At 72.4% G+C, this 23,344-nt stretch carries 24 protein-coding genes; 15 read left to right on the top strand and 9 right to left on the bottom strand.

Features of this window, described 5'->3' with window-relative positions; translation table 11 throughout:
- The first annotated feature begins 71 nt into the window (after positions 1–71).
- Both ACFVJX_RS12670 and ACFVJX_RS12665 read left to right on the top strand, forming a co-directional pair.
- Entirely contained in the window at positions 72–410 is a 339-nt protein-coding gene (locus ACFVJX_RS12670) for a DMT family transporter (RefSeq protein WP_384133222.1), read from the top strand.
- Positions 410–946, top strand: a complete 537-nt coding sequence (locus tag ACFVJX_RS12665) for a TetR/AcrR family transcriptional regulator (protein WP_384133225.1) — start codon at positions 410–412, stop codon at positions 944–946. Before ACFVJX_RS12670 ends, ACFVJX_RS12665 begins: the two co-directional genes overlap by 1 nt.
- A gap of 121 nt (positions 947–1,067) precedes the next feature.
- Here ACFVJX_RS12665 and ACFVJX_RS12660 read toward each other — a convergent pair whose 3' ends face one another.
- Complete coding sequence (locus ACFVJX_RS12660) at positions 1,068–1,715, bottom strand: TetR/AcrR family transcriptional regulator (protein WP_384133304.1); 648 nt, start codon at positions 1,713–1,715, stop codon at positions 1,068–1,070.
- A 179-nt stretch (positions 1,716–1,894) separates the two neighbouring features.
- On the opposite strand from ACFVJX_RS12660, the gene ACFVJX_RS12655 reads away from it, so the two are divergent.
- Positions 1,895–3,352 carry an MFS transporter gene (locus ACFVJX_RS12655; RefSeq protein WP_384133227.1) on the top strand — a complete coding sequence of 486 codons (1,458 nt, stop codon included), beginning with the start codon at positions 1,895–1,897 and terminating at the stop codon, positions 3,350–3,352.
- Here ACFVJX_RS12655 and ACFVJX_RS12650 read toward each other — a convergent pair.
- Positions 3,349–4,233 (bottom strand): winged helix-turn-helix transcriptional regulator, encoded by an 885-nt coding sequence (locus tag ACFVJX_RS12650; RefSeq protein WP_384133230.1) that lies wholly within the window; start codon positions 4,231–4,233, stop codon positions 3,349–3,351. The genes ACFVJX_RS12655 and ACFVJX_RS12650 overlap by 4 nt on opposite strands.
- A 190-nt stretch (positions 4,234–4,423) precedes the next feature.
- Here ACFVJX_RS12650 and ACFVJX_RS12645 point away from each other — a divergent pair, with 190 nt between their 5' ends.
- The 3 genes from ACFVJX_RS12645 to dapD all read left to right on the top strand — a co-directional run bounded on the left by ACFVJX_RS12645 (position 4,424) and on the right by dapD (position 7,053).
- Complete coding sequence (locus tag ACFVJX_RS12645; RefSeq protein WP_384133233.1) at positions 4,424–5,020, top strand: RNA polymerase sigma factor; 597 nt, start codon at positions 4,424–4,426, stop codon at positions 5,018–5,020.
- Positions 5,007–5,876 (top strand): CU044_5270 family protein, encoded by an 870-nt coding sequence (locus tag ACFVJX_RS12640; protein WP_384314429.1) that lies wholly within the window; start codon positions 5,007–5,009, stop codon positions 5,874–5,876. The genes ACFVJX_RS12645 and ACFVJX_RS12640 overlap by 14 nt, the downstream gene beginning before the upstream one ends.
- A 187-nt stretch (positions 5,877–6,063) precedes the next feature.
- Positions 6,064–7,053: a 2,3,4,5-tetrahydropyridine-2,6-dicarboxylate N-succinyltransferase gene (gene dapD / locus ACFVJX_RS12635; protein ID WP_384133238.1), complete on the top strand. Its 990-nt coding sequence runs from the start codon at positions 6,064–6,066 to the stop codon at positions 7,051–7,053.
- Here the strand turns inward: dapD and dapA are convergent.
- A complete protein-coding gene (gene dapA, locus ACFVJX_RS12630; RefSeq protein ID WP_384133241.1) occupies positions 7,050–7,943 on the bottom strand; it encodes a 4-hydroxy-tetrahydrodipicolinate synthase in 894 nt (297 codons plus the stop codon). The genes dapD and dapA overlap by 4 nt on opposite strands.
- Before the next feature lie 154 nt (positions 7,944–8,097).
- Here dapA and ACFVJX_RS12625 point away from each other — a divergent pair, with 154 nt between their 5' ends.
- A complete protein-coding gene (locus ACFVJX_RS12625) occupies positions 8,098–8,760 on the top strand; it encodes a DUF4232 domain-containing protein (RefSeq protein ID WP_384133244.1) in 663 nt (220 codons plus the stop codon).
- Positions 8,761–8,850: 90 nt separating this feature from the next.
- Here the strand turns inward: ACFVJX_RS12625 and ACFVJX_RS12620 are convergent, their stop codons facing one another.
- Both ACFVJX_RS12620 and ACFVJX_RS12615 read right to left on the bottom strand, forming a co-directional pair.
- Entirely contained in the window at positions 8,851–9,294 is a 444-nt protein-coding gene (locus tag ACFVJX_RS12620) for a GNAT family N-acetyltransferase (protein WP_384133247.1), read from the bottom strand.
- Between the two features lie 31 nt (positions 9,295–9,325).
- Positions 9,326–10,444 (bottom strand): lipid II:glycine glycyltransferase FemX, encoded by a 1,119-nt coding sequence (locus ACFVJX_RS12615; protein WP_384133250.1) that lies wholly within the window; start codon positions 10,442–10,444, stop codon positions 9,326–9,328.
- Between the two features lie 135 nt (positions 10,445–10,579).
- On the opposite strand from ACFVJX_RS12615, the gene ACFVJX_RS12610 reads away from it, so the two are divergent.
- From ACFVJX_RS12610 to ACFVJX_RS12600, 3 genes are all read left to right on the top strand, one after another.
- Entirely contained in the window at positions 10,580–11,296 is a 717-nt protein-coding gene (locus ACFVJX_RS12610) for an antibiotic biosynthesis monooxygenase (RefSeq protein WP_384133253.1), read from the top strand.
- 176 nt (positions 11,297–11,472) lie between these two features.
- Positions 11,473–12,966, top strand: coding sequence for a hypothetical protein (locus tag ACFVJX_RS12605; protein ID WP_384133256.1), 1,494 nt, complete (start codon positions 11,473–11,475; stop codon positions 12,964–12,966).
- Between the two features lie 404 nt (positions 12,967–13,370).
- Entirely contained in the window at positions 13,371–13,601 is a 231-nt protein-coding gene (locus ACFVJX_RS12600; RefSeq protein WP_037711258.1) for a hypothetical protein, read from the top strand.
- A 101-nt stretch (positions 13,602–13,702) separates the two neighbouring features.
- On the opposite strand, the gene ACFVJX_RS12595 is transcribed toward ACFVJX_RS12600, so the two are convergent.
- The 3 genes from ACFVJX_RS12595 to ACFVJX_RS12585 form a co-directional block, all read right to left on the bottom strand.
- The gene (locus tag ACFVJX_RS12595) at positions 13,703–14,914 is read right to left on the bottom strand and encodes a TerD family protein (RefSeq protein WP_384133259.1); all 1,212 of its coding nucleotides are present in this window, start codon (positions 14,912–14,914) and stop codon (positions 13,703–13,705) included.
- A 101-nt stretch (positions 14,915–15,015) separates the two neighbouring features.
- Positions 15,016–15,234: a hypothetical protein gene (locus ACFVJX_RS12590; RefSeq protein WP_250970425.1), complete on the bottom strand. Its 219-nt coding sequence runs from the start codon at positions 15,232–15,234 to the stop codon at positions 15,016–15,018.
- A 53-nt stretch (positions 15,235–15,287) separates the two neighbouring features.
- Entirely contained in the window at positions 15,288–16,097 is an 810-nt protein-coding gene (locus ACFVJX_RS12585; RefSeq protein WP_384133262.1) for an NAD-dependent epimerase/dehydratase family protein, read from the bottom strand.
- 224 nt (positions 16,098–16,321) lie between these two features.
- Between ACFVJX_RS12585 and ACFVJX_RS12580 the strand changes: the two genes are divergently transcribed.
- Both ACFVJX_RS12580 and ACFVJX_RS12575 read left to right on the top strand, forming a co-directional pair.
- Complete coding sequence (locus tag ACFVJX_RS12580) at positions 16,322–17,287, top strand: 5-dehydro-4-deoxyglucarate dehydratase (RefSeq protein WP_384133265.1); 966 nt, start codon at positions 16,322–16,324, stop codon at positions 17,285–17,287.
- On the top strand, positions 17,284–18,462 hold the full coding sequence (locus ACFVJX_RS12575; protein WP_384133268.1) for a hypothetical protein: 1,179 nt from the start codon (positions 17,284–17,286) through the stop codon (positions 18,460–18,462). The genes ACFVJX_RS12580 and ACFVJX_RS12575 overlap by 4 nt, the downstream gene beginning before the upstream one ends.
- Here ACFVJX_RS12575 and ACFVJX_RS12570 read toward each other — a convergent pair.
- Positions 18,445–19,677, bottom strand: coding sequence for an MFS transporter (locus tag ACFVJX_RS12570; RefSeq protein ID WP_384133307.1), 1,233 nt, complete (start codon positions 19,675–19,677; stop codon positions 18,445–18,447). The two genes, ACFVJX_RS12575 and ACFVJX_RS12570, sit on opposite strands and share 18 nt — an antisense overlap.
- 266 nt (positions 19,678–19,943) lie before the next feature.
- Here ACFVJX_RS12570 and ACFVJX_RS12565 point away from each other — a divergent pair, with 266 nt between their 5' ends.
- Genes ACFVJX_RS12565 through araD form a run of 3 tightly spaced genes read left to right on the top strand, consistent with a single transcriptional unit; the run spans position 19,944 to position 23,268 of the window.
- Positions 19,944–20,600 (top strand): GntR family transcriptional regulator, encoded by a 657-nt coding sequence (locus ACFVJX_RS12565; protein WP_384133272.1) that lies wholly within the window; start codon positions 19,944–19,946, stop codon positions 20,598–20,600.
- 32 nt (positions 20,601–20,632) lie between these two features.
- Positions 20,633–21,535, top strand: a complete 903-nt coding sequence (locus ACFVJX_RS12560) for a dihydrodipicolinate synthase family protein (protein ID WP_384133274.1) — start codon at positions 20,633–20,635, stop codon at positions 21,533–21,535.
- Positions 21,532–23,268 (top strand): L-arabinonate dehydratase, encoded by a 1,737-nt coding sequence (araD, locus tag ACFVJX_RS12555; protein WP_384133277.1) that lies wholly within the window; start codon positions 21,532–21,534, stop codon positions 23,266–23,268. Before ACFVJX_RS12560 ends, araD begins: the two co-directional genes overlap by 4 nt.
- The last annotated feature ends 76 nt before the right edge of the window (positions 23,269–23,344 follow it).

The raw sequence follows: 23,344 nt of genomic DNA, 5'->3' as shown, positions 1-23,344 counted from the left end.
GACGGACCACGGTAGCGCTCCCGGTCCCGGGCCGACCCCGGCCTGTTCCGTACTCGTCCCGGCACCCGGCGATGCGTACACTCGTACACATGGGATATGGACTGCTGGCCGCAGCCATCGCGGCGGAAGTGGCCGGGACGACCGCCATGAAGTACAGCGAGGGGTTCACCCGCCTCTGGCCCTCGCTCATCACCGTCGTCGGCTATCTGCTGGCCTTCTCGCTGCTGGCCCAGACCCTCAAGACCCTCTCGATGGGCACCGCCTACGCGATCTGGGCCGGGACAGGCACCGCCGCCGTCGCGGTCATCGGGATGCTGTTCATGGGGGAGTCCGGCAACCTGCTCAAGCTGGCGGGCATCGTGCTGGTCATCGCCGGTGTGGCGGTGCTCAACCTGGGCGGTGCGCACTGATGGCGCGGCGGTACGACCCCGAGCGGCGCGGCCGGATCATCGACGCGGCGATCCGGGTGGTCGGCGCCAAGGGGATCGCCGGACTGAGCCACCGTTCCGTCGCGGCCGAGGCCGATGTGCCGCTCGGCTCGACGACGTACCACTTCGCCTCGCTGGACGAGCTGCTGATCGCGGCGCTGCGCCGGTCGAACGAGAACTTCGCCGCGGTCATGCGGGAGAGCCGGGCCCTCGCCGACCCGGCCGCCGATCTCGCGGCCGAACTCGCCCGGCTGCTCGGGGAGTTCTTCGGCGGCGGCCGCAACCGGGCCGAGCTGGAGTACGAGCTCTACCTCGCCGCCCTGCGCCGGCCCGCGCTGCGGCCGGTCGCCGCCGAGTGGACCGATGCCACGGCCGGACTCCTCGCCGCACGCACCGATCCGGCCACCGCGCGGGCGTTGGTCGCGCTGATGGACGGGATCTGCCTCCAGGCCCTGCTCACCGGCGGGGACTACGACGAGGCGTACGCACGGGAGATGCTGGGCCGGATCGCCCGCTGACCGTGCGATCCCTCCTGAGGGGGTGATCGTCGGCCGCAGCCCGTCCGGCGGCGCCGCGAAGCTCGCCGGACCAGCGCGCGACGGCCGGGCCGAGACGGCCGCCCCGGCCCGGGGGAGCGGGTCAGGTTCCGGCCTGGAGGCGGAGGCCCGCCAGCGTCAGCTCCAGCCCGGCGAGGAACTGCTCCTTGTCGTCGTGCCCGTCGAACTCCTCGACGATGTCGTGCACGAAGGGGAACTCCTCGGCATCGAGTTCACGCCACGTCTCCGCGTAACGGCCGAGGAACTCGTCGCGGCCGACGACGCCGTCGAGCACCTCCTGGGGCGGCTCCTGCCCCATGTCGGCGGCGTTGGCGACCACGACGCCCACGACCGCCGACACGGCGTGGAACCGTTGCCGCGGGGTGAGGTCGAGCCGAAGCGTCTGCTGCCCCAGCTTCTCGTAGAGCCGCAACGAATTGCCGCGGGTGGCGATGTTGCGCATGAAGCGTGCGCCCAGCCACGGGCGGTCCACGATCGCGTCGAACAACGTGACGGCCATCACGCGCAGGTCATCGATCGGATCGCCGCTGCTGTGCTGGCGTTCGACGTCCGCCAGTACCCCGCCGAGCACGTGGTCGATGGCGCGCTCCAGCAGATCGTCCCTGCCCGAGACGTACCAGTAGATGCTGCCGACGCCGGTGCCGAGCCGGGCCGCGAGTGCGCGGAGGGTCAGCGCGGGCTCGCCCGCCTCGTCGAGCAGGGCCACGGCCGCGGTGAGGACGGCCTCGATGGAGTGCGATCCACGCTGGCGTCCTCGGGAAGGGCTGTGGGCGGGTCGTGGTCGCGGGCCTGTCATGGTCCACATCCAATCACAGCTTGCACAAATATCGAACCTCGTTCTATGGTCGAACCACGTTCGATACTAGAACGTCGTTCGATAGCTGACGGCGTTCCGAGGGGGAGGCCGCCATGACCACGACCGACACCGCGCCCGCTGCGGCGCGCACCTATCCATCCCTGCGCGCGGCATGGATTCCGCTGGCAGCGCTCTGTCTGGCCTTCTTCGTCGAGATGGTCGACAACACGCTGCTCTCGATCGCGCTGCCCACGATCGGCCGGGACCTCGGCAGCGGCACGACTGCCTTGCAGTGGGTCACCGGCGCGTACTCACTGACGTTCGGCGGACTGCTGCTGACGGCGGGATCGATGGCCGACCGGCTCGGGCGCCGACGTGTGCTGCTGGTCGGCCTGGCGGTGTTCGGCCTGCTGAGCCTGGGCGTCGTCGCGGTCACCACCGCGGGGGAGCTCATCACGTTGCGGGCCGGCCTCGGCATAGCCGCGGCGGCCATGGCACCCATCACCAACTCGCTGGTCTTCCGGCTGTTCGACGACAAGGCGCTGCGGATGCGCGCGATGACCCTGATGATCGTCGTCGGCATGTCCGGCTTCGTCCTGGGCCCGTTGCTGGGCGGCACCGCCCTGGCCCATGCGCGGTGGCAGTGGCTTCTGCTCGTCAACGCCCCGATAGCCCTGATCGCGGCCATCGGCGTCCGTCTCGGAGTCCCGGCCGACCGGCCGCAGGACCTGACCGACGACAAGCTCGACCTGCCGGGCGCCGGCTTGAGCGTCACCACCATCGGCCTCGCCTGCTACTCACTGACCAGCGGCGTCGAGCACGGCTGGCTCTCCGCGACCACACTCGCATCGGTCCTCGGCGCCATCGCCGCGGGCATCGCGTTCGTGTGGCACGAGCGGCGCAGCACATCACCCATGCTGGACCTCCGCCTCTTCTCCAGCGGTACCGTCCGCGGCGCGGCCATCGCGCAGATCGGCACGGCCATCGCGATGGCCGCCGTGATGTTCGGCCTGATCCTCCACTTCCAGTACGCCTACGGATGGAGCCCCGTGCGGGCCGGCCTGGCGAACCTGCCCCTCATCGTGACCATGATCGCCGCCACCCCCCTGTCCGAGTGGCTCGCGGGAAGGTTCGGCCACCGCATCGCCTGCCTGGTCGGCGCGGCCTGCCTGGCCGGCTCACTGGCAGGCCTGTCCTGGGGCGTCGACCACGGGTACGGCGCCATCGCGGCCTGCATGGTCGTGATGACCGTCGGACTGCGCACCGTCATGACGATCTGCGCCATCGCGCTGGTCGACGCGATGCCGGGCAACCGCACGTCGATCGGCGCGGCGCTCAACGACACCGCCCAGGAGGTCGGAAGCAGCATCGGTACCGCGGTGGTCGGCACCCTGATCGCCGCCCTGGTCACCACCCAGCTGCCCGCGGGCACCTGGAGCGAGGCCCTGGTGGCGTCGTTCTTCCGCGGCGAACGGATCACCTACGCCGTGCTGGCGGTCGTCGTCGGGCTGATCGCGGCGGGCGGCGCGCTCACCCTCACCGACTCCCACGTCACCGAAGAGCCCAGCTAGGGCGCCTGCGCCGCCGCACGGACCGCCGCCAGCGCCGCCTGTACGCTCTGCTCGATGTCGGTGACCGGGTACAGCGCCCGGCGGACCGTGCGGTCCCGGTCCACCACCAGCGTCAGGCGCTTCAGCCGGCTGATCCCCGCGGCCCGGAAGGTCGGCAGCCGCAGCGCCGCCGTCAGTTCGAGACCGGCGTCCGACAGCAGCGGGAAGCGCAGCCGCTCCGCCTGGGCGAACGCCTGCTGTTCGTCCGGGCGCTGGGTGGAGACGCCGTGCACCGTCGCGCCCGCCGCCGTGAACTCGGCCAGCTGGTCGCGGTAGGTGCACGATTCGAGGGTGCAGCCCCTCGCGCCGGGGATTCCGGCCCAGTCCGGCGGATAGGACTCCTGGCGGGCGTAGGCGCCGGGGAAGAAGTACAGGACGGTGTACGGCGTTCCGGCGACCGGGTCGCACTGCCCGCCGGTGTGCGCCGGCAGGCTCAGCTCCGGCACCCGGGTGCCCACGAGCGCGTGCACCCGAGCGGCCTCCTGCGAGGACTCCTGTGTGGTCGCCATGGTCGCTCCGTCTCCCGTCACCCAGGCGTCGCCCCAGTCCTGGAGCGCGATCAGTACGGGCAGCAGGGCGCGGCCGCGCGGGGTGAGCCGGTACTCGTACCGGGTGGGACGCTCCTGGTACGGCTCCCGGGACAGCACATCCGCGTCGACCAGCAGCCGCAGCCGCTCGGTCAGGACCTTGCGGGACATCCCCAACTCCTCCTGGAGGGCGTCGAAGCGGTGCACGCCGCGCGCCGCGTCCCGCACGATCAGCAGGGTCCACCAGTCGCCGACCACGTCGAGCGCCTGGGCGATCGCGCAGTCGGCGTCGGCCAGGCTTGTGCGCTGCGGCATGGATACCTCCGTCACGTCGGACGGCCATTCAACTGGATTGACCTGCGGAAAGCATGCTGCCATAGTCCGTTCCCAAAGGGAACTCGCCGGGTGTGCCGCTCGCCGCCCGGCGGCCGCGTGAACCCGTTCGGCAACTTCGGGCAACAGGAGGTGACATGCCCCCTGCGGAACCGAAGGAGACGGAGAGACCGTGACCGGACCACCCGGAGACGACGCGGCCGTCGTGAACCAGTCGCTGGAACAGCCCGAGACATTCGCGCTGCTCTACGACCGGTACGCCGCCGACATCCACCGCTACGCCGCCCGCCGTCTCGGTGAGGGCGCCGCCGACGACATCACCGCCGACACCTTCCTCATCGCCTTCCGCTCCCGGGCGCGCTTCGACACCGGCCGGGAGAGCGCCCGGCCCTGGCTGTACGGAATCGCGGCCAACCTCATCGGCAAGCACCGGCGCGCCGAGGTCAGAGGGCTGCGCGCACTGGCCCGCACCGGAACCGACCCGGTCGCCGAGTCCTGGACCGACCGGGCCGACCACCGGGTCAGCGCCCAGGCGGCACACACCGAACTCGCCGGCGCGCTCGCCGCGTTGTCCGCCGGTGACCGGCACGTGCTGCTGCTCGTCGCCTGGGCCGACCTCAGCTACCAGGAGGTCGCCGACGCGCTCTCATTGCCCGTCGGCACGGTCCGCTCCCGGCTCAACCGGGCCCGTCGCAAGGTGCGCCAGGCCCTGGGGGCCGATCCCACAGTCGTTACCGAGAGCCTGGAGGTGGCCCATGGACACGGATGAGATGACGCTGCTGCGGGAACTGCGCGCCGACGCACCGGCGCCGGACCGGGGCACTCTGGCCGAGGGGCGGCAGCGGCTGACCGGGGCCGCGGGCCGGCGGCGCGGGCCGCGCGCCGACTGGCGGCTCGCCGCGGTGGCGACCACGGCCGCGGTCGCCACCGCGACCGTGCTCGGCACCCAGCTGATCGGCGGCCAAGGGGCGCAGACGGGCTCCGCACCCGCCACCGTGACCGAACTGGGCAGCGCCGCACAGGTGTTGCGGGACGCGGCGGACGAGGTCGCGGACGATCCGGTGCCCACGCCGAAGACGGGGCAGTGGGTCTACACCAAGGACCTGGAGATCCGCGCCCAGGAGGACGGCCCGGGGGAGGAGCGCGGCGGTCGCCTGGAGACCGAGCACTGGTACAGGTACGCCGACCCGGCCTTCGAGAACGGGAAGTCGGGCGACGACCACTCCCCGCGGGAACGGTTCCGGTTCCTGGCGGAGCTGCCCTCCGACCCGGTCCGGGTGAAGGAGCGGGCCCGGGCCTTCTACCCGGGCGAGGACGAGTCCGTCGCCCGGCACGACTTCGGCGCGCTGTCGATGCTGGCGATGTCCCGTCCCGCCGACCCGAAGGGGCTCGCCGAGGTGTACCGGGCGATGGCCACCATCCCGGGACTGCGGGCCGTGCAGACCCAGGACGCGCTGAACCGGCCGGTCATCGGGATCCACTTCGCCGGGGAGCGCGATCTGCTGCTCCTGGACGCGAAGACCTCGCACTACGCGGGCAGCGGCTCGCTCGACTCGCCGGCCGCGGAGGGTGTCAGCGCCGTCCTGAAGACCGCACTGGTCGACCGGAAGGGGCAGCGTTCCTGACCCATCGGCCGGGGCATCGGGCCGGCCGCCGTACGGGGGGACACGGGGGTGTCCCCCGTACGGCGGTTCCCCGGGGCGGGAGCCGGTCCGGGAGTGTCGCGGACCGGCCCCGCCGGCCGGGACGTGCGACGCCCGGACGCTGAGACCGGTTCGCCGGGGCGGCCTCCGGCCGGTTAGGTTTCTGGTCATGACCGACACGACTTCCACCCGTACCTCCGGCGCCGTGGCCGCCGGCCTCGCCACCATCGCCGGCGACGGTTCCGTTCTCGACACATGGTTCCCCGCACCCGAGCTCACCGCCGAGCCGGGCCCCGCCGGAACCGAGCGGCTCACCCCCGACCGTGCCGTCAACCTGCTCGGTGAGGGCGCCGCCAAGGCCATCGGCGTGGACGCCCGCCGCGGGGTCGAGGTCGTCGCCGTGCGTACGGTCATCTCCTCGCTCGACGACAAGCCGCTCGACGCGCACGACGCGTACCTGCGACTGCACCTGCTCTCGCACCGCCTCGTCCAGCCGCACGGCCAGAACCTGGACGGCCTCTTCGGACTCCTCACCAACGTGGCCTGGACCTCGCTCGGCCCGGTCGCCGTCGACGACCTGGAGAAGGTCCGGCTCAACGCCCGCGCCGAGGGCCTGCACCTCCAGGTCACCTCGGTCGACAAGTTCCCGCGCATGACGGACTACGTCGCCCCGAAGGGCGTCCGCATCGCCGACGCCGACCGGGTGCGTCTCGGCGCGCACCTCGCCTCCGGCACCACCGTCATGCACGAGGGCTTCGTCAACTTCAACGCCGGCACCCTGGGCACCTCCATGGTCGAGGGCCGGATCTCCGCGGGCGTCGTGGTCGGCAACGGCTCCGACATCGGCGGCGGCGCCTCGACGATGGGCACGCTCTCCGGAGGCGGCAAGGAGCGCATCGTGATCGGTGAGCGCTGCCTGGTCGGCGCCGAGGCGGGTGTCGGGATCGCGCTGGGCGACGAGTGCGTCGTCGAGGCCGGTCTGTACGTCACCGCCGGCACCCGGATCACGCTGCCGGACGGCCAGATCGTCAAGGCGCGCGAGCTCTCCGGCGCCTCGAACATCCTCTTCCGCCGCAACTCGGTGAGCGGCGCCGTCGAGGCCCGCCCGAACAACGCGGTCTGGGACGGCCTCAACGACGTGCTGCACAGCAACGACTAAGCGGCGGCGAGCAGTCGCCCGTACGCCCTTCGCAGCCCGTCGGACGCCTCGCGCCCGGCGGGCTGCAGCGGTTCGCGGACCGGGCCCGCGTCCAGCAGGGCCTTCGCCGTCACCGCGCCGGGCAGCCCGGACGCCATCATCAGCTCGACGAGTGGCGCCAGGAGCCCGTTCAGCCGCGCCGCCCCGTCGGTGTCACCGGCGTCGAACGCGTCGAGCACGGAACGCAGCTGACGGGGCGCCACATTGGCCACGGTGCTGACGAAGCCCGCGCCGCCCACCGCGTACAGCGGCAGATTCAGCTCCTCGCAGCCGGAGTAGTACGCGAGCGAGGTGGCGGCGATCACCTTCGTCGCTCCCAGCAGGTCCTGCGAACAGTCCTTCACCGCCACGACGCGCGGATGCTCCGCCAGCCGCAGCACCGTCTCCGGTTCGACGCGGGTGCCGGTGCGGCCGGGGATGTCGTACAGCATCAGGGGCAGGCCGGTCGCGTCGGCGACCCGCCTGAAGTGCGCCTCCACGGCGGCCTGCGGGGGCCGGCTGTAGTACGGGGTGACGACCAGCAGACCGTCGGCGCCCGCCTGCTCCGCCTGCCGGGCGAGCTCCACGGTGTGGCGGGTGTCGGCGCTGCCGACGCCGGCCACCACCCGTACTTCCGGGCCGGCCGCCTCCCGCACCGCCCGCAGCAGCGCGGTCTTCTCGGCGTCCGATGTGGTCGGGGACTCGCCGGTGGTGCCGCTCAGCACCAGACCGTCACAGCCGTCCGCGACCAGTGCGGCGGCGAGGCCGGCGGCCGCCTCCGGATCGAGGGCGCCGTCGGCGGTGAACGGAGTGACCATGGCGCAGAGCGTGCGGCCGAAGGGGCGCGGGCGGGATGCGGCGGGAGGCGTCATGTCCGAAGTGTCCGCCCTCGAACCGTGAAGGTCCACTTAGTTCTTCTCCGGCTGAAGGTGAAGCAACGCTCAACGGTCATGCTCGACGGTTCTGTGCTCTGGCATGATCGCCCGCACAGGGTGAGGGTGCCGACACGGGGGCGGGTGCAGGGACATGCGGGCACTGGGGACGACGGGGATACGCGGGCCGGTATCGGCGGTCCTGATCCTGGCCGGGACGCTCGGCCTGACGGGATGCGCGGGCTTCCTCGTACCGGCGGGCGAGGGGGAAGCGGGCCCCGCCCCGTCGCGTACGGCGGCCGGGGACGCGCACGTGACGAAACCCTCGCCGCCGGCCGTCGCGACCGGACCCGTCGCGCGTCCGCCGGGCAGACAGACCCCGGCCCCCTCCGCCACCGGCTGCCCGGCCTCGGGCCTCGTCGTGGACATGGGCCCCGTGGAGGCCGCCCTCGGCCACCGTGCCGTCGGACTCACCCTGACGAACTGCGGCGCCGAGCCCGCCCGGGTCGACGGCTACCCCTCGGTCCAGGCCGTCGACGAGAACGGTGATGCGCTGCCGGTGAAGGTGAACCCGGGATCGTCCTACTTCGGCCAGGACAAGGGCCCCGAAGAGGTCATGCTGGCACCGGGCAAAACCATGAAGTCGCTCCTGGTCTGGGTCTCCACCCCGACCGGCGGCGACCTGATCGAGGGCGACGCACTGGAGATCGCCCCGGCTCCCGGCCTGGAGGCGCGCAGCTTCCCGCTGGAGGGCAGCGACGTACGGCTGCTCGACGAGTTCAACATGACGGGCTGGCGGACCGCACCGCACGACTGAGACCCGGCCGCACTGCTGAGAACGGGACGACCGGTACCGCCGGGAGGACTGGCACCGCCCGGGCTGGGAACGCACGCCCCGCCCGGCCGGTCAGAGGGCGAGCTTGAAGCCCTCGTGACTGGCGGAGAACCCCAGCGAGGCGTAGAAGCGGTGCGCGTCCGTCCGGCGCCGGCCGCTGGTCAGCTGCACCAGCGAGCACCCCCGCCGCCGCGCCCGTTCGACGGTCCGCTCCATCAGCTCCCGCCCGAGGCCGCCGCCCCGGCGGTCCGGCCTGATCCGTACCGCCTCGATCAGCGCCCGCTCGGCACCGTGCCTGCCGAGTCCGGGGATGTACGTCACCTGGAGGCAGCCCACCACCGTGTCGCCGTCCACCAGCACCAGGATCTCGTTGCGCGCGTCGCCCACGATCTCGGCGAACGCCGTCTCGTAGGCCTCGTCGACGACGACCGACGAGGGGTCGACGACCACGTCCTCGTCGGCGAGCAGGGCGAGTACGGCGGGCAGGTCCCGGCGGGTGGCGGTACGCAGGTTCACATCCCGGATTCCGGCACGGTGCCCCCGGACCTCAGCGGCGGGCCATGTACAGGCCGAAGGCCTTGTGCAGCACCTTGTTCACCGGGTAGTCCCACTCGCCGACGTACTCGGCGGCCCGCCCGCCGGTGCCGGCCTTGAAGCGGAGCAGGCCCATCAGATGGTTACTCTCGTCGAGGGTGTCGGTGATGCCGCGCAGGTCGTAGACGGCCGCGCCGCGTTCGTGCGCGTCGCTCATCATCCGCCACTGGATCGCGTTGTTCGGCTGCACCTCGCGCCGGCGGCTGGTGGAGGCGCCGTAGGAGTACCAGACGTGGGTCCCCACCGTCAGCATCGTCGCCGCGGAGAGCACCTCCCCGTCGTGGTGCGCGAGGTAGAGCCGCATCCGGTCGGGGTCCTCGGCGCGCAGTGCGGTCCACATGCGCTGGAAGTAGTCGAGCGGGCGGGGGATGAAGCGGTCGCGCACGGCCGTTTCGCGGTACAGCTCGTAGAACGCCGAGAGGTCGTCGAGGCCGCCTTCGACGACCTTGACGCCCGCCTTCTCGGCCTTCTTGATGTTGCGCCGCCACTGCTGGTTCAGCCCGCCGCGGATCTCATCGAGCGACAGCCCGGCGAAGGGCACCTGGAAGACGTAACGGGGCTGCCCGGCGCTGAAACCGTCCGTGCCGCCGTCGTCGCCCTGCTGCCAGCCGAGACCACGGAGTTGGTCCACCAGCTCGGCGGCCCCCGGCTCGATCACGTCCGGCTGCACGTCGCGCAGCCGGCGCGCGGCCGGGTCGGGGACGGCGTCCTTCACGGTCTGGGCCTCCCAGCGGCGGGCGACCACCGGCGGGCCCATCCGCACAGTGAACGCGCCCCGCGCCTTGACGTGCGCCACCAGCGGGTCCAGCCAAGGGCGCAGATCGCCCTCGTGCCAGGGGATGACCGGGCCCTCCGGCAGATAGGCCAGATACCGCTTCACGCGGGGGATCGGGCGGTACAGGACCAGCGCGGCGCCGACGATCCGCTCCGCCTCGAACCAGCCGATGCTCTCCGCCCGCCAGTCGGGTTTCACCTCGCCCCACGAAGGGACCTGCATATGGCTCACGGAACTCCGGCCGGCGACAAACGCCAGGTGCTGTTCGCGCGTGATGACCTCGACCCGCAGCGGCATGCGGTACTCCGTTCGTTGTCCGATTCGTCAGCCTAACGACGACAGGCCGGGCCGTAGTTGACCTCAACCGCGCTTGACGTCACAGGGTGGCTGGCACGGGCGCGCCACAGGGGAGCGCCGGTGAGGAGAGCAGCCATGAGCGCGCAGTTCGTGTCCCGGCCCGATTTCACCCGTGCGGACGCGGGAATCGTCAAGGCCAGTACCTGGGACGTCGGCACGCCCGAGCGGCAGCGGCAGGCCGTCGAGGCCATCCGGCGGGCCTGGGGGAGCCGTCCGTGGCCGCAACCGGGGCCGCTCTCCTACACCGTCGGCGTCGGGGAGGACGGCAGAACGCTCCTCCACTACTCGCAGTGGACGGACGAGGAGAGCTACCGGGCCTTCGTCCGGGCCGGCCGGGACGAGCGCAATTCCGATATCGACGAGGCCGTGCCGGGCATCGAGCGCATCGGACTGCATACGTACGAGCTGTACCGCTCCACCTCGCTCGACGGACCTGACACGGCCGAACCCGGATGCGTCGTGATCGTGGACGTCGAGTTCGAAGCGGCGGACAAGGCCCGGCAACGCGACTGGGTGGACGGTGTCTTCGAGGCGCTCGGCACGGACCCGGCGCCCGCGGCCGGCGGCATCGCCGGGCACTTCCATGTGAGCACCGACGGCACCCGGGTGCTCAACTACGCGGAATGGGTGAGCGTCCAGGCGCACATCGACGCGCTGGCCGCCCCGGGGAACGGGGTCGGTTCGCGGACACCGCAGTGGGAGCGGGTGCGGAACTACCCCGGGGTGACCGGCGGGGGTGTGCACCGCTACACCCCCGCGCTCAGTCTGCGACCGGGGGCCCGGGAACGTTGATCAGGCCCGGTCCCCGGCCTGCCGCCCGGGCTCCGCGGCCGGGCCGCGTACGTCCTGCCCGGGTTCCGGGCGGCGTACGGCGAAATGCGTCTACGCTTGGGCCGCCCGACCCCGTACGCGCCAGGAGCCGTGGCCCCGGCGGCGTACGCCCCGTACGTTCCTAGGAGACCTCCCTGATGTCCGCAGAGCGCCCCACCCTGCCCCCGGTACGGCTGCACACCGAGGCGGAGCTGGCACGGGACGCGCTTGCCGCGCCGCTGCTCGCCCGCGCCGCCCGGCTCGCCCGCTGGGCCGGGCCCGGCACCAGGGTCGGTGCCGGTGGCGAACTCGTCGAGGCGCAGCTGCCCGCGGCTGCCGAGCACCTCGGCCTCACCCCGGACGAGGACGGCGCTGCGGAGGCCAGCGAGGCCTGGCGGCTCGCGGTCGACACCGGGCTCGTCGAGGTCGAGGACCCGGAGGTGGACGAGGAGACGGAGCCGGGCGCGCAGGAGGAGGGCTTCGGCGAGGAGGCCGAGGGCACCGTCACCGCGGGCGAGAACCTGGCGCTGCTGACCGGCGGTTCGCCGGGGGACGTCCTGGCGATCTGGCTCGACGGCCTGGAGGCCGCGCACGCCGACGCCACCGCCCCCTTCTTCGACGACTTCGCCGACCTCGTGGGCGAGGACGGGTCGATCGACTTCGACGCCCTGGACTGGGACCCGGAGACCGAGGCCGAATTCCTCGACGGGGTGCTCGGCAACCTCTATCTGCTCACCGTCGGCGACAGCGCCGCAGGCGACGCCCCCGTGCCGCTGCCCGCGCTCGCCGCCTCGATGATCGTGCCCGACGACATGGGCGAGCCCACCGACGACATCCTGGAGCAGGTGTCGGAGGCGATGATGCGTCTCGACGAGCAGTTCCGGGTCCTGGAGCCCATCGGCATCGTCGAGTACCGGCCGGTCGACGAGGCGCTGCTGGCCGAGGAGGGCGAGCAGGCCACCCCGCCCGCCGACGACGAGGACGTCACCCGGTACGGAATGGTGAAGCTGACCCCGCTCGGGCTGTACGGCATCCGGGCCCGGATGCTGGACGCGGGCGTGGCTGCCCCGGCGGTCGGGGACCTCGCGGACAAGGGGGCCGACGCCCTGCTCGGCGGTATCGCGTACTACCCGGAGGAGGCGGCCCGCAGCGAGGTCGGGCTGTGGCTCGCCGGACGGGCCGCCGGTGGCGCCGCCACCGAGCTCCTGGACGCCGCGCGCGGCGAGGACCCGCAGGCACCGCTGCGCCGGCTGCACTGCCAGCAGGCGCTGGCCCTGGTCGGCGCGGACGCCGAACCCGCGGTGCGGGCCGTGCTCGACGACGGGGAGCTGGGCGGCCTCGCCCGGGTCTGGCTCGCGGAGCTGGGCGCCGCCGACGTGCCCGCGCCCCCGGAGTCGATGATCTTCTGGCTCGCCGTCGACACGATCGCGGCGCAGTTGGAGGCGGACGGTGATCTGGACGAGCTCCAGGGTCTGGTCGAGGGGCTGTCCGGCCAGCACAGCGGCTTCTTCGACGAGGTGTGGCGGGTGGAGCACCCGGCGACGGCGGACGTCCTGGAGGCGATCGGCCGGCTGCACAGCGACAAGAAGCAGGCGAAGGACGCCCGCAAGGCCGCCTTCAAGGCGCGGTCCCGGAGCGGCTCGGGCAACTGAGGGCGGTGGCGCCCGCCGTGTGCCGAGGCCGCGTCAGCCGCGACGAGGGCGGTAATTCGTACGAGTGATCCGGCCGGTCCGGTCCGGTATCCCCCCTGAGGGGGGCGCGGCGGTGGGCACCGGCCCGCCGGAGGCCCGGAACCGGCCGGTGCCGTCCCGTCGCACGGGCCGGTGGGGCCCTGTCGCACGGGCCGGTGGGCCGGAGCGGGCGCGCCCTGTCGGAAAGGGATAAGCGCCACATCCCGGGGGCCTCGTGGACGCCGCGCTCCGGCGCGGCGCCCTTGCCGTGAGCGGGTCGGGAGGCCCGCGGGCCGCGGAATCGCTGATTACGAATCCGGCATCAGTGGGGCCCCAGGAGCGGTCGGGCATGGCGTCGGGCGCCCCCAGGGCGCATACTCAATGTAATGAAACAGTCAGCCGGATCCCGGCGTCACCTGCCTTCCAGTCCCTTCAACCGCCCGGCCCAGGCGGCCCCACCGGTCGAATTGTTCGATGTGGGCGACAGGGTGTCGCACGACCAGTTCGGACTCGGCCGAGTCCTTGCTGTCGAGGGCGACAACGACGCAGTGCTCATCGACTTCTCGGGGCGACAGGGGAGGATCCTGAGCCCGTACTCCAAGCTGACCAAGCTCTGAGAGAAGCGACGAGCACGCGCCGCGTCCGCCGTTTCTTGTCCGCCGACGGACTTCAGGGGCACCCGAGACCAGCCGGGTGCCCCTGAAGCCGTTCGACGGTGCTAGAGCGACTGGGCGGCGGGCTTGACCATGCCGCGGACGGTGCGCGACTTCACGAAGTCACCTACGGCGGTCATCTCCCACTCGCCGGAGAACTGCCTGATCAGCTTGGCCATGATCACGCCGGTCTGCGGCTCGGCGCTCGTCAGGTCGAAGCGGACCAGCTCGTCGCCGGTGGCCGCGTCGATCAGGCGGCAGTAGGCCTTGGCCACCTCGGTGAACTTCTGGCCGGTGAACGAGTTGACCGTGAAGACCAGACCGGTGGCCTCCGGCGGGATCCGGCCCAGATCGACGACGATCACCTCGTCGTCCCCGGCGCCCTCGCCCGTGAGGTTGTCGCCCGAGTGCTTGATGGCGCCGTTCAGGATGGAGAGCTTGCCGAAGTAGCAGCTGTCCAGGTGGTCGCGGTCGGGTCCGTAGGCGATCACCGACGCGTCCAGGTCGATGTCCTTGCCCCGGAACGCGGGCTCCCAGCCGAGGCCCATCTTGACCTGGGAGAGCAGCGGGCGCCCGCCCTTGACCAGCGACACCGTCTGGTTCTTCTGCAGGTTGACGCGGCCCTTGTCCAGGTTGATCCGGCCGGTGGCGGCGGGCGGGGCCGGCGGCGCGGCGGGCGCCGGAGGGGCGGAGATCCGCGGGTCCACCGGAGCGGCGGCCGGTGCCGGGGGTGCTGCCGGCACCGGAGGCGCCACCGCGGCGGGGGCGGCGGGCTCCTCCTCGACCGAGACACCGAAGTCGGTGGCGATGCCCGCCAGGCCGTTGGCGTACCCCTGGCCGACCGCGCGGGCCTTCCACGCGCCGCCCCTGCGGTACACCTCGATGACCACGAGTGCGGTCTCCGTGCCCAGCTGGGGCGGGGTGAAGGTGGCCAGCGCGCTGCCGTCGTCCGCGTTGCGCACGGTGGCGGTGGGCTCGATGCCCTGGAAGGTCTGACCCGCTCCGTCCGGGCTCGCGGTGACGACGATCTTCTCGATGCCGGGCGGCACGGCAGCGGTGTCCACCACGATCGCGTCGGGCGCGGTGCCGCCGCCGGAGCGGTAGGTCACACCCGGGCCGATGGGCTGGTTGTAGAAGATGAAGTCGTCGTCGGAGCGCACTTTGCCGTCGACGGTGAGCAGCAGGCCCGAAACGTCGAGCCGCACCGGGGCGGCGACGTCCACCGCCACGCGGGAGGCGGTGAGAGGGATGTTCGAGCCGGGTGTCATAGCGGTCATGCACGGGGTAACGAACGACCCGGCTTTGCCGTTCCCTTACCTTCGGGCCGCTTCGCCCGTACGGCGGCGGTGCCGGCTCCGTCCGGGGATGTCAGCTCATTTCAGCGGTTTCTGGGGTGGTTGCGGGCGGTGCGCTCGTTGCCGTGCTTGTACGCCCCGGTCCAGCGGGCCATCACCAGCTGGGCATCGCCCGATCCCACCTCCGCGAGGAACTTCTCCGCCCGGCCGCCGCGCAGGGTGCCCGCGGGGCGGCCGTGGTGGGTGATGGTGACGCTGTCGTCGCCGTGCTGCTCGTACCGGAATCCGGAAGGTCTCGCCATACCCGGCATCATGCCCGGCCCGGACCGGTGCGCGGGCGGAATATTCGCCGCGCTCAGTACGGCCAGATCGGCGGTTCGGTGCAGAAGTGGCCGCCGAGGTGCGCGTGGTCCGGGTTGTCCGGGGCGAGTTCGCCCTGTTCGGCGATGAGCTTCGCCGCGTACGGCTCCGAGTCGTCCCTCGGCTCGTAGCCGAGTGAGCGCGCCGATGTCAGGTCCCACCACAGCCGGGTGTTGTCGGACGAGCCGTGGATGACGGTGTGTCCGACGTTCTCGGCGGTGAGCGCGGCGTCGAGGAGCCGGGCGCCGTCGCCGGGGCTCATCCAGACGGAGAGCATCCGTACGGATGTCGGCTCCGGGAAGCAGGAGCCGATGCGCACCGAGACCGTCTCCAGCCCGTGCCGGTCCCAGTAGAGCTGGGCGAGGTCCTCCCCGAAGGACTTGGAGAGGCCGTAGAAGGTGTCCGGGCGGCGCGGGGTGTCGATCGGGATCAGCGGATCGCCGGGCAGCGGGCGGGGCGTGAAGCCGACGGCGTGGTTGGAGGAGGCGAAGACGATCCGGCGCACGCCCTCCGCGAGCGCCGCCTCGTACAGGTTGTACGTGCCCTCGATGTTCGCCCGGAGAATCTTGTCGAACGAGGCTTCCAGGGAGATCCCCGCAAGGTGGATGATCGCGTCGACACCTCGCACGGCCTCGCGCAGTGCCTCCTTGTCGCCGAGGTCGGCGGTGATCGCGTCCGGCTCGCCCTCGACGGGCACCATGTCGAAGAGGCGGAGCTCGTAGCCGTGGGCGGGAAGCAGTCCGCGCATCAGGGTGCCGAGGCCGCCGGCGGCGCCGGTGAGCAGGACGGTGCGGGGCGCGGGCATACGCGGATCTCCTCGGTGGGGTCCTTGGATGGGGTTCACATGCGTGGACAAGCTATGGAGCTGGGTGGGGTTGCGTCAAGGGGTGGTTGCCCGGGCCCAGGGCGCGGGCCCGGTGGCGACGCTCCCGCCTTGACCCCGGTAAGCCGCTGCTTTAGCGTGAGAGCGTTCATAAGTATGGACGTCGATCAGAATTGTGCACGCCTGAACCTGCTCAGGGAGCGCCCGTGACCTCAGCCCCACTTGCCGCCCGACTCACCGCTGTCGCCGGGCCGCTCTTCTTCCCCGTCACCGCCTACGGACCGGACGGTTCCGTCGACCTCGACGCCTTCCGCGCCCATGTGCGGCGAGGCGTCGACGCCGGGGCGGCGGCCGTCTTCGCCTGCTGTGGCACCGGTGAGTTCCACGCCCTGACACCGCAGGAGTTCGGCCTCGTCGTCGCCGCGGCCGTGGAGGAGACCGCCGGCCAGGTGCCCGTCGTGGCGGGCGCGGGATACGGCACCGCCCTCGCCGTCCAGTTCGCGGAGATCGCCGAGGAGGCGGGCGCCGACGGGCTCCTCGCCATGCCGCCGTACCTGGTCCAGGCCGACCAGGAGGGGCTGCTCGCCCACTACGCGGCGCTCGCCGCCGCCACCGGCCTGGAGACGATCGTCTACCAGCGCGACAACGCCGTCTTCACCCCGCCGACCGTCGTCGCCCTGGCGCGGACGCCGGGCATCATCGGCCTCAAGGACGGCTACGGCGACCTCGACCTGATGCAGCGCATCGTCAGCGCCGTCCGCACCGAGCTGCCCGGCCGGGACTTCCTGTACTTCAACGGGCTGCCCACCGCCGAGCTCACCGGCCTCGCCTACCGGGGCATCGGCGTCACGCTCTACTCATCCGCCGTCTTCGCCTTCGCGCCCGATATCGCGCTGGCCTTCTACCGCGCCCTGGAATCGGGCGACGACGACCTCGTCAACGCGCTGCTCGACCACTTCTACCGCCCGCTCGTCGAACTGCGGGCCAAGGGCCGGGGCTACGCGGTCTCGCTGGTCAAGGCGGCCGTCCGGCTCCAGGGCCTGGACGTCGGCGAGGTGCGCAGCCCGCTCACCGAGCCGCCGGCCGCGCACATCAAGGAACTCACCGAGATCATCGCGAGCGGCCGCGCGCTGCTGGAGAGCGACGGCGCCGGCACCGGGGAGCGCGGATGAGGAGCTCCGCCTTCCTGTACCCGTGGGACGTCATCGGCGACCCGGACGCCGCCGCCCGCGTCGCCGACCTCGGCGTCCAGCAGGTGACACTCGCCTCCGCCTACCACTCCACCCGTGCGCTGACCCCGCGCCACCCCGGCCGCCGCATCGTCACGGCCGAGCACGCCGCGGTCCTCTACCCGCCGGACGCCGCCCGGTGGGCTGGGCGCGGGCTGCGCCCCTACGCGCAGACCTGGGTGGCATCGGACGACCCCTACGCCGAGGCCGCGGAGGCGCTGGCCGGTGCGGGTCTCCAGGTGCACAGCTGGGTGGTCCTCGCGCACAACTCCCGGCTGGGCTCCGAGCATCCGGAAACCTCCGTGGTCAACGCCTACGGCGACCGCTACCCGTGGGCCCCCTGCATCGCACAGCCCGCGGTCCGTGCCTGGCTGGTGGACCTGGCGGCGGAGGCGGCGGTGCGAGGTGGCACGCACGGCACCGAGCTGGAGTCCTGCGGCTGGTACGGATTCGCGCATCTGCACGCCCACGACAAGATCGCGGGCGTCACCCTCGGCGACGCGGCACAGTACCTGATGTCGCTCTGCTTCTGCCCGGACTGCCGGACCGGGTACGCCGCTCAGGGGCTGGACGCGGAGGAGCTGAGCCGGGCCGTGCGCCGGGCCCTGGAGCCGGCCTGGTCCGGTCCCGGCGCCCCGGAAGCCGGCTGGCCCGGCGTCGAGAAGCTGCTCGGCGCGGGTCTCGCGGCCGCCACCCTCCAGTGGCGCACCGAAGTGGCCCGCGGGCTCCAGGAGTCGGCCGTCGCCGCGGTCCGGGCCGCCGCCGCACCGGACTTCCAGGTGCTGCTGCACGCCGACCCCGCGTCCTACCGCAGCGGTGCGAACGTCGGCGTCGACCCGGAGCACATCCTGTCCGTCGCGGACGGCGTGGTACTGCCGTGCACCGGCGCCGACGCGGCACGCGAGGCCGTGCTCGGGCCGTTCGCCGGCCGCGAGGGGGTCCTGGCGGCCAACCTCACGGTGGTGAGCGGGATGGGCGGCAGCCTGGCGACCCTGGAGCGCGACGCGGAGCACGCGGCCTCGCTCGGCGCGAACCAACTCCGGCTGTACCACGCGGGGCTGGCCTCCGGACCGGACCTCGAAACCGTCACCGGAGCGCTCTCACGCCTCGGTCGATGAGGGGAGCGGGCGGGCCGGGGCGGGCGTCAGCCGCTCCCGCCCGCCCGTGACCAGCACCGCCGCCGTCGTCAGCGCCACCGCGGCCACCAGCGGCAGCAGCACCCGGACGTCCATCAGGGCGACCAGACCCGCGCCGAGCGCCAGCGCCACCGCGTTGGGCGCGAACATCAGGGTGTTGGCGGTCGCGGACGTGCGGCCCAGCAGCGCGTCCGGCGTCTCCCGCTGCACCGCCGTCATCGCCGCGATCAGCACACACGGCAGACCGGCCCCGATCAGTCCGCACGCCGGCAGCGCCACCGCGTCGTACGGCACCGCGCGCAGCCCCACCGCCGCCGCGAACACGGCGATCCCCGCAGCGGCGAACACCCGTTCCGGCATCCGCCGCATCAGCGGCCCGGCCAGCAGCCCCACGGTGACGGAACCGACGCCCTGCGCCATCGAGAGCACGCCCGCGAACGCGGGGGAGTGGCCGAGGGTCTTGTCCACGACGGCGTACAGCGTCGCCCCGTTGAGCCCGGCGCACAGCATCGTGACCGATCCGGCGAGCACCATCCGCCGCAGCACCGGTGACCTCCACACCTGACGCATCCCGGCGGACGGCCCGCCCGCCCCGTCCCCGCCCGCCGCGGGCTCCGGCCGTCGCACCCGCAGCAGCCCGTAGAGCCCGGCGGCCAGTGCGAAGGAGACCGCATCCAGCAGGGCCACCGACGCGCCTCCGAAGCGGGCGTACAGGGCCGCGCCGGTGAGCGGGGCCAGTAGTTTCATGCCCTCGTTCGCCATCATCCGCAGGCCGTTGAAATCGCCCAGCAGACGGGTGTCCACGGCTTGGGCGACCAGGGCCGATTCGGCCGAGTCCATCAGGACGAAGCTCGTCCCGTACACCACGAGCACCGCGAACAGGATCCAGATCCGCCCCGCCGAGTCCACCGCGGTCAGGGTGGTCAGCAGCCCGGCCATGACGATGTTCGACCAGACCAGCAGCGGCTTCCTGGGCAGCCGGTCGGCCACCGCGCCCAGGGCCGGTCCGAAGAGCACCGGCAGCCAGACGGCGAAGAGGGCGAGTGCCGCCAGACTGTCCGACCCCGTAAGGGACTTGACCCAGATCCCCGCCGCCAGTGACATCGCCGAGCTGCCGAACCCGGAGACGACGACCGCCGCCAGGAAGAGACCCGCCGTCCGGTCCCGTAGCACCCGTCCCGTCGCCGACCCCGTCATCGCACCCACCGAACCTCCCTGACCTGCGCATCCGTTAGGCGCTCAGGCTGTCCGGTAAGGCAGTTGCCGTGCATCGGGAAGATGCCGTAGCCCGCGTGGCGGGAGGGGACCGGCCGCGTGGCCGGTGTACGGCACACGTCGTAGTCCGGTGAACTTCTTCTGTCAGAAGCGTTGACGAAACATTCAAGGCGCCTCTAGCTTCATCGCGTCGTACTTCGTACGTCATATATGAGACGCGATACGCGAGATGTGAGAGCCCTTCACCCATGACCTTTGCGCCCACCCCGATTCCGTCCCGCACCCAGTACGTGCTGGAGGCGATCAAGCACGCGATCCTCACGGCGCAGCTGAGACCAGGGCAGGCGCTCGTCGAGACGGAGCTCGCCGCGCAGTTCGGGGTCTCCAAGACCCCCGTCCGTGAGGCGCTCAAGACCCTCGCCGGTACCGGGCTCGTCGTCATGAGCCAGTACAAGGGCGCGATCGTGCGGCTGGTCGACGCGACCATGGCCCGGGAGGTGTACGACGTACGACTGCTCCTCGAACCGGAGGCGCTGCGCCGCTCCATCACCCGCAAGGCCTCGCTCGACGCGGCCCAGGAGGCCCTGGAGCGGGCCGACTCGGCCGGGGACAAGGCCGACAGGTCGCTCGCCAACCGGGACTTCCACCGGGCGCTCTACCTGCCCTGCGGCAATCCGCTGCTGGCGCGGATGCTCGACGAGGTACGGGACCAGGCGGCCCTCGTGTCGACCGTGGCCTGGGCGACCATCCCGTCCTGGGAGCGGGAGGCGGCCGAGCACCGGGAGATCCTGCGGCTCGCGCTGGCCGACGACGCGGACGCGGCGGCCGGGGCCCTGCACGACCACATCGCGTCGTTCGTCAGCCGCGCCTTCCCCGACGACGAAGACGGGGGCGGGGCGGCGTGAACCACCGGCACACCGACGAAAGGCCTGCCCGCATGGACCTCACACCGCTGAAGGCGGCCCTCGCAGACGTCGTGGCGATCCCGGTGACCCCGTTCGCCGAGGACGGCACCATCGACACCGCGGCGCACCGCGCCCTGCTGCGCAGGCTGCTCGACGGCGGGGTGCGCACCCTCACCCCGAACGGCAACACCGGGGAGTTCTACGCGCTCACCCCCGATGAGCGGCGCGCCGTCACCGAGCTGACCATCGACGAGGCGGGCGGCCGGGCCACGATCCTGGTCGGGGTCGGCCACGACGTGCCGACCGCCGTCGCCGCGGCCGAGCACGCCCGGGACGCCGGGGCCGGGCTGGTGATGGTCCACCAGCCCGTGCACCCGTACGTCTCGCAGGACGGCTGGATCGACTACCACCGGGCCATCGCCGGTGCCGTCCCCGGACTCGGCGTCGTGCCCTACATCCGCAATCCGCACCTCGACGGGGAGGCCCTGGCCGTGCTCGCGGACGCCTGCCCCAACGTCATCGGCGTCAAGTACGCCGTCCCGGACGCCGCCCGCTTCGCCGCCTTCGCCCGGGACGCCGGCCTGGACCGGTTCGTCTGGATCGCCGGCCTCGCCGAGCTGTACGCCCCCTCCTACTTCTCCGCGGGCGCCACCGGATTCACCTCCGGCCTCGTCAACGTGGCCCCCGGTGTCTCGCTGGCCATGCTGGAGGCGCTGCGGGCCGGCGACCACCCGGCCGCGATGAAGGTCTGGGAGCGGATCCGCCGCTTCGAGGAACTGCGCGCCGACGGACAGTCCGCCAACAACGTGACCGTCGTCAAGGAGGCGCTGGCCTCGCTCGGCCTGTGCGGCCGCGAGGTGCGCCCGCCGAGCCGGGTGCTGCCCCAGGCGCAGCGCGCCGAGGTCGCCGACCGGATCGCGGGGTGGTCCATATGACCGCCCCGGCCGGCCGGATCGGCCCCGAGGAACTGCGCAGCCACCAGTGGTACGGCACGGACGGGCTGCGTTCCTTCAGCCACCGCGCCCGCACCCGCCAGCTCGGCTACCTCCCCGAGGAGCACATCGGCAAGCCGGTCGTCGCGATCCTCAACACCTGGTCCGACATCAACCCCTGCCACGTCCATCTGCGCGAGCGCGCCCAGGCCGTCAAGCGGGGCGTCTGGCAGGCGGGCGGTTTCCCGCTCGAATTCCCGGTCTCCACCCTCTCGGAGACGTTCCAGAAGCCGACCCCGATGCTCTACCGCAACATGCTGGCGATGGAGACGGAGGAACTGCTGCGCTCCTACCCCGTCGACGGGGCGGTGCTGCTGGGCGGCTGCGACAAGTCGACGCCCGCGCTGCTGATGGGCGCGGCCTCCGTCGACCTGCCGGCCGTCTTCGTGCCTGCCGGGCCGATGCTGCCCGGGCACTGGCGCAACGAGGTCCTCGGCTCCGGCACCGACATGTGGAAGTACTGGGACGACAAGCGCGCCGGACTCATCGGCGACTGCGAGATGGCCGAACTGGAGAACGGGCTCGCCCGCTCGCCCGGCCACTGCATGACGATGGGCACCGCCTCCACCCTGACCGCCGCGGCCGAGGCGCTCGGTGTCACCGTGCCGGGCGCCTCCTCCATCCCGGCCGTCGACTCCGGCCACGACCGGATGGCCGCCCGGTCGGGGCTCGCGATCGTCGAACTGGTGTGGCGGCAGCGGAAGCTGTCGGACATCCTCACCGCCGACGCGTACCAGGACGCCGTCGCCACCGTCCTCGCGCTCGGCGGCTCGACCAACGCGGTCATCCACCTGATCGCCATGGCGGGCCGTTCCGGCATCCGACTCACCCTCGACGACTTCGACCGCATCGCCCGCACCGTCCCGGTGCTGGCCAACCTGCGCCCCGGCGGGAAGTACCTGATGGAGGACTTCCACTTCGCGGGCGGGCTGCCCGGCTTCCTGGCCCGGCTCACCGACGTACTGCACCTGGACCGGCCCACCGTCACGCACGACACCCTGCGCACCCAGCTCGACGGCGCGCTCGTCCACGACGACGACGTCATCCGGGAGCGCGGCAACCCGCTCGCCGACGAAGGCGGCGTGGCGGTGCTGCGCGGCAACCTCTGCCCGGACGGCGCGGTCATCAAGCACATCGCCGCCGAACCGCATCTCCTGCGCCACACCGGCCCCGCGGTCGTCTTCGACGACTACAGGGAGATGCAGCGCACCATCAACGACCCGGCGCTCGCCCTCACCCCGGACCACGTCCTGGTCCTCCGCAACGCCGGGCCCAAGGGCGGCCCCGGCATGCCCGAGTACGGCATGCTGCCGATCCCCGACTACCTGCTGAAGCAGGGCGTGCGCGACATGGTGCGGCTCTCCGACGCCCGGATGAGCGGCACCAGTTACGGGGCCTGCGTGCTGCACATCGCACCCGAGTCCTACGTCGGCGGGCCCCTCGCCCTCGTCAGGACCGGCGACCGGATCACCCTGGACGTCGAGGCGCGCCGGCTCCATCTCGACGTGAACGAAGAGGAGCTGGAGCGGCGCAGGGCCGAGTGGACGCCGCCGGCCAACCGGTACGGGCGCGGATACCAGGCGCTCTACCAGGACCAGATCACCCAGGCCGACACCGGCTGCGACTTCGCCTTCCTGGCCCGGCCGGGAGAAGTGCCCGACCCGTACGCCGGCTGAACGCCCCACCGGAATTCCGCGCACCGCCCTGTTCGGTGGATCGAACGCCATGCGGCAAGCGCTTGCGCAGTACACG

This window comes from Streptomyces sp. NPDC127177 (assembly GCF_042672475.1).
Lineage (GTDB): Bacteria > Actinomycetota > Actinomycetes > Streptomycetales > Streptomycetaceae > Streptomyces.
Note: the sequence above shows the minus strand (reverse complement) of the source record. Positions and strands in the feature narration are given on the sequence as shown.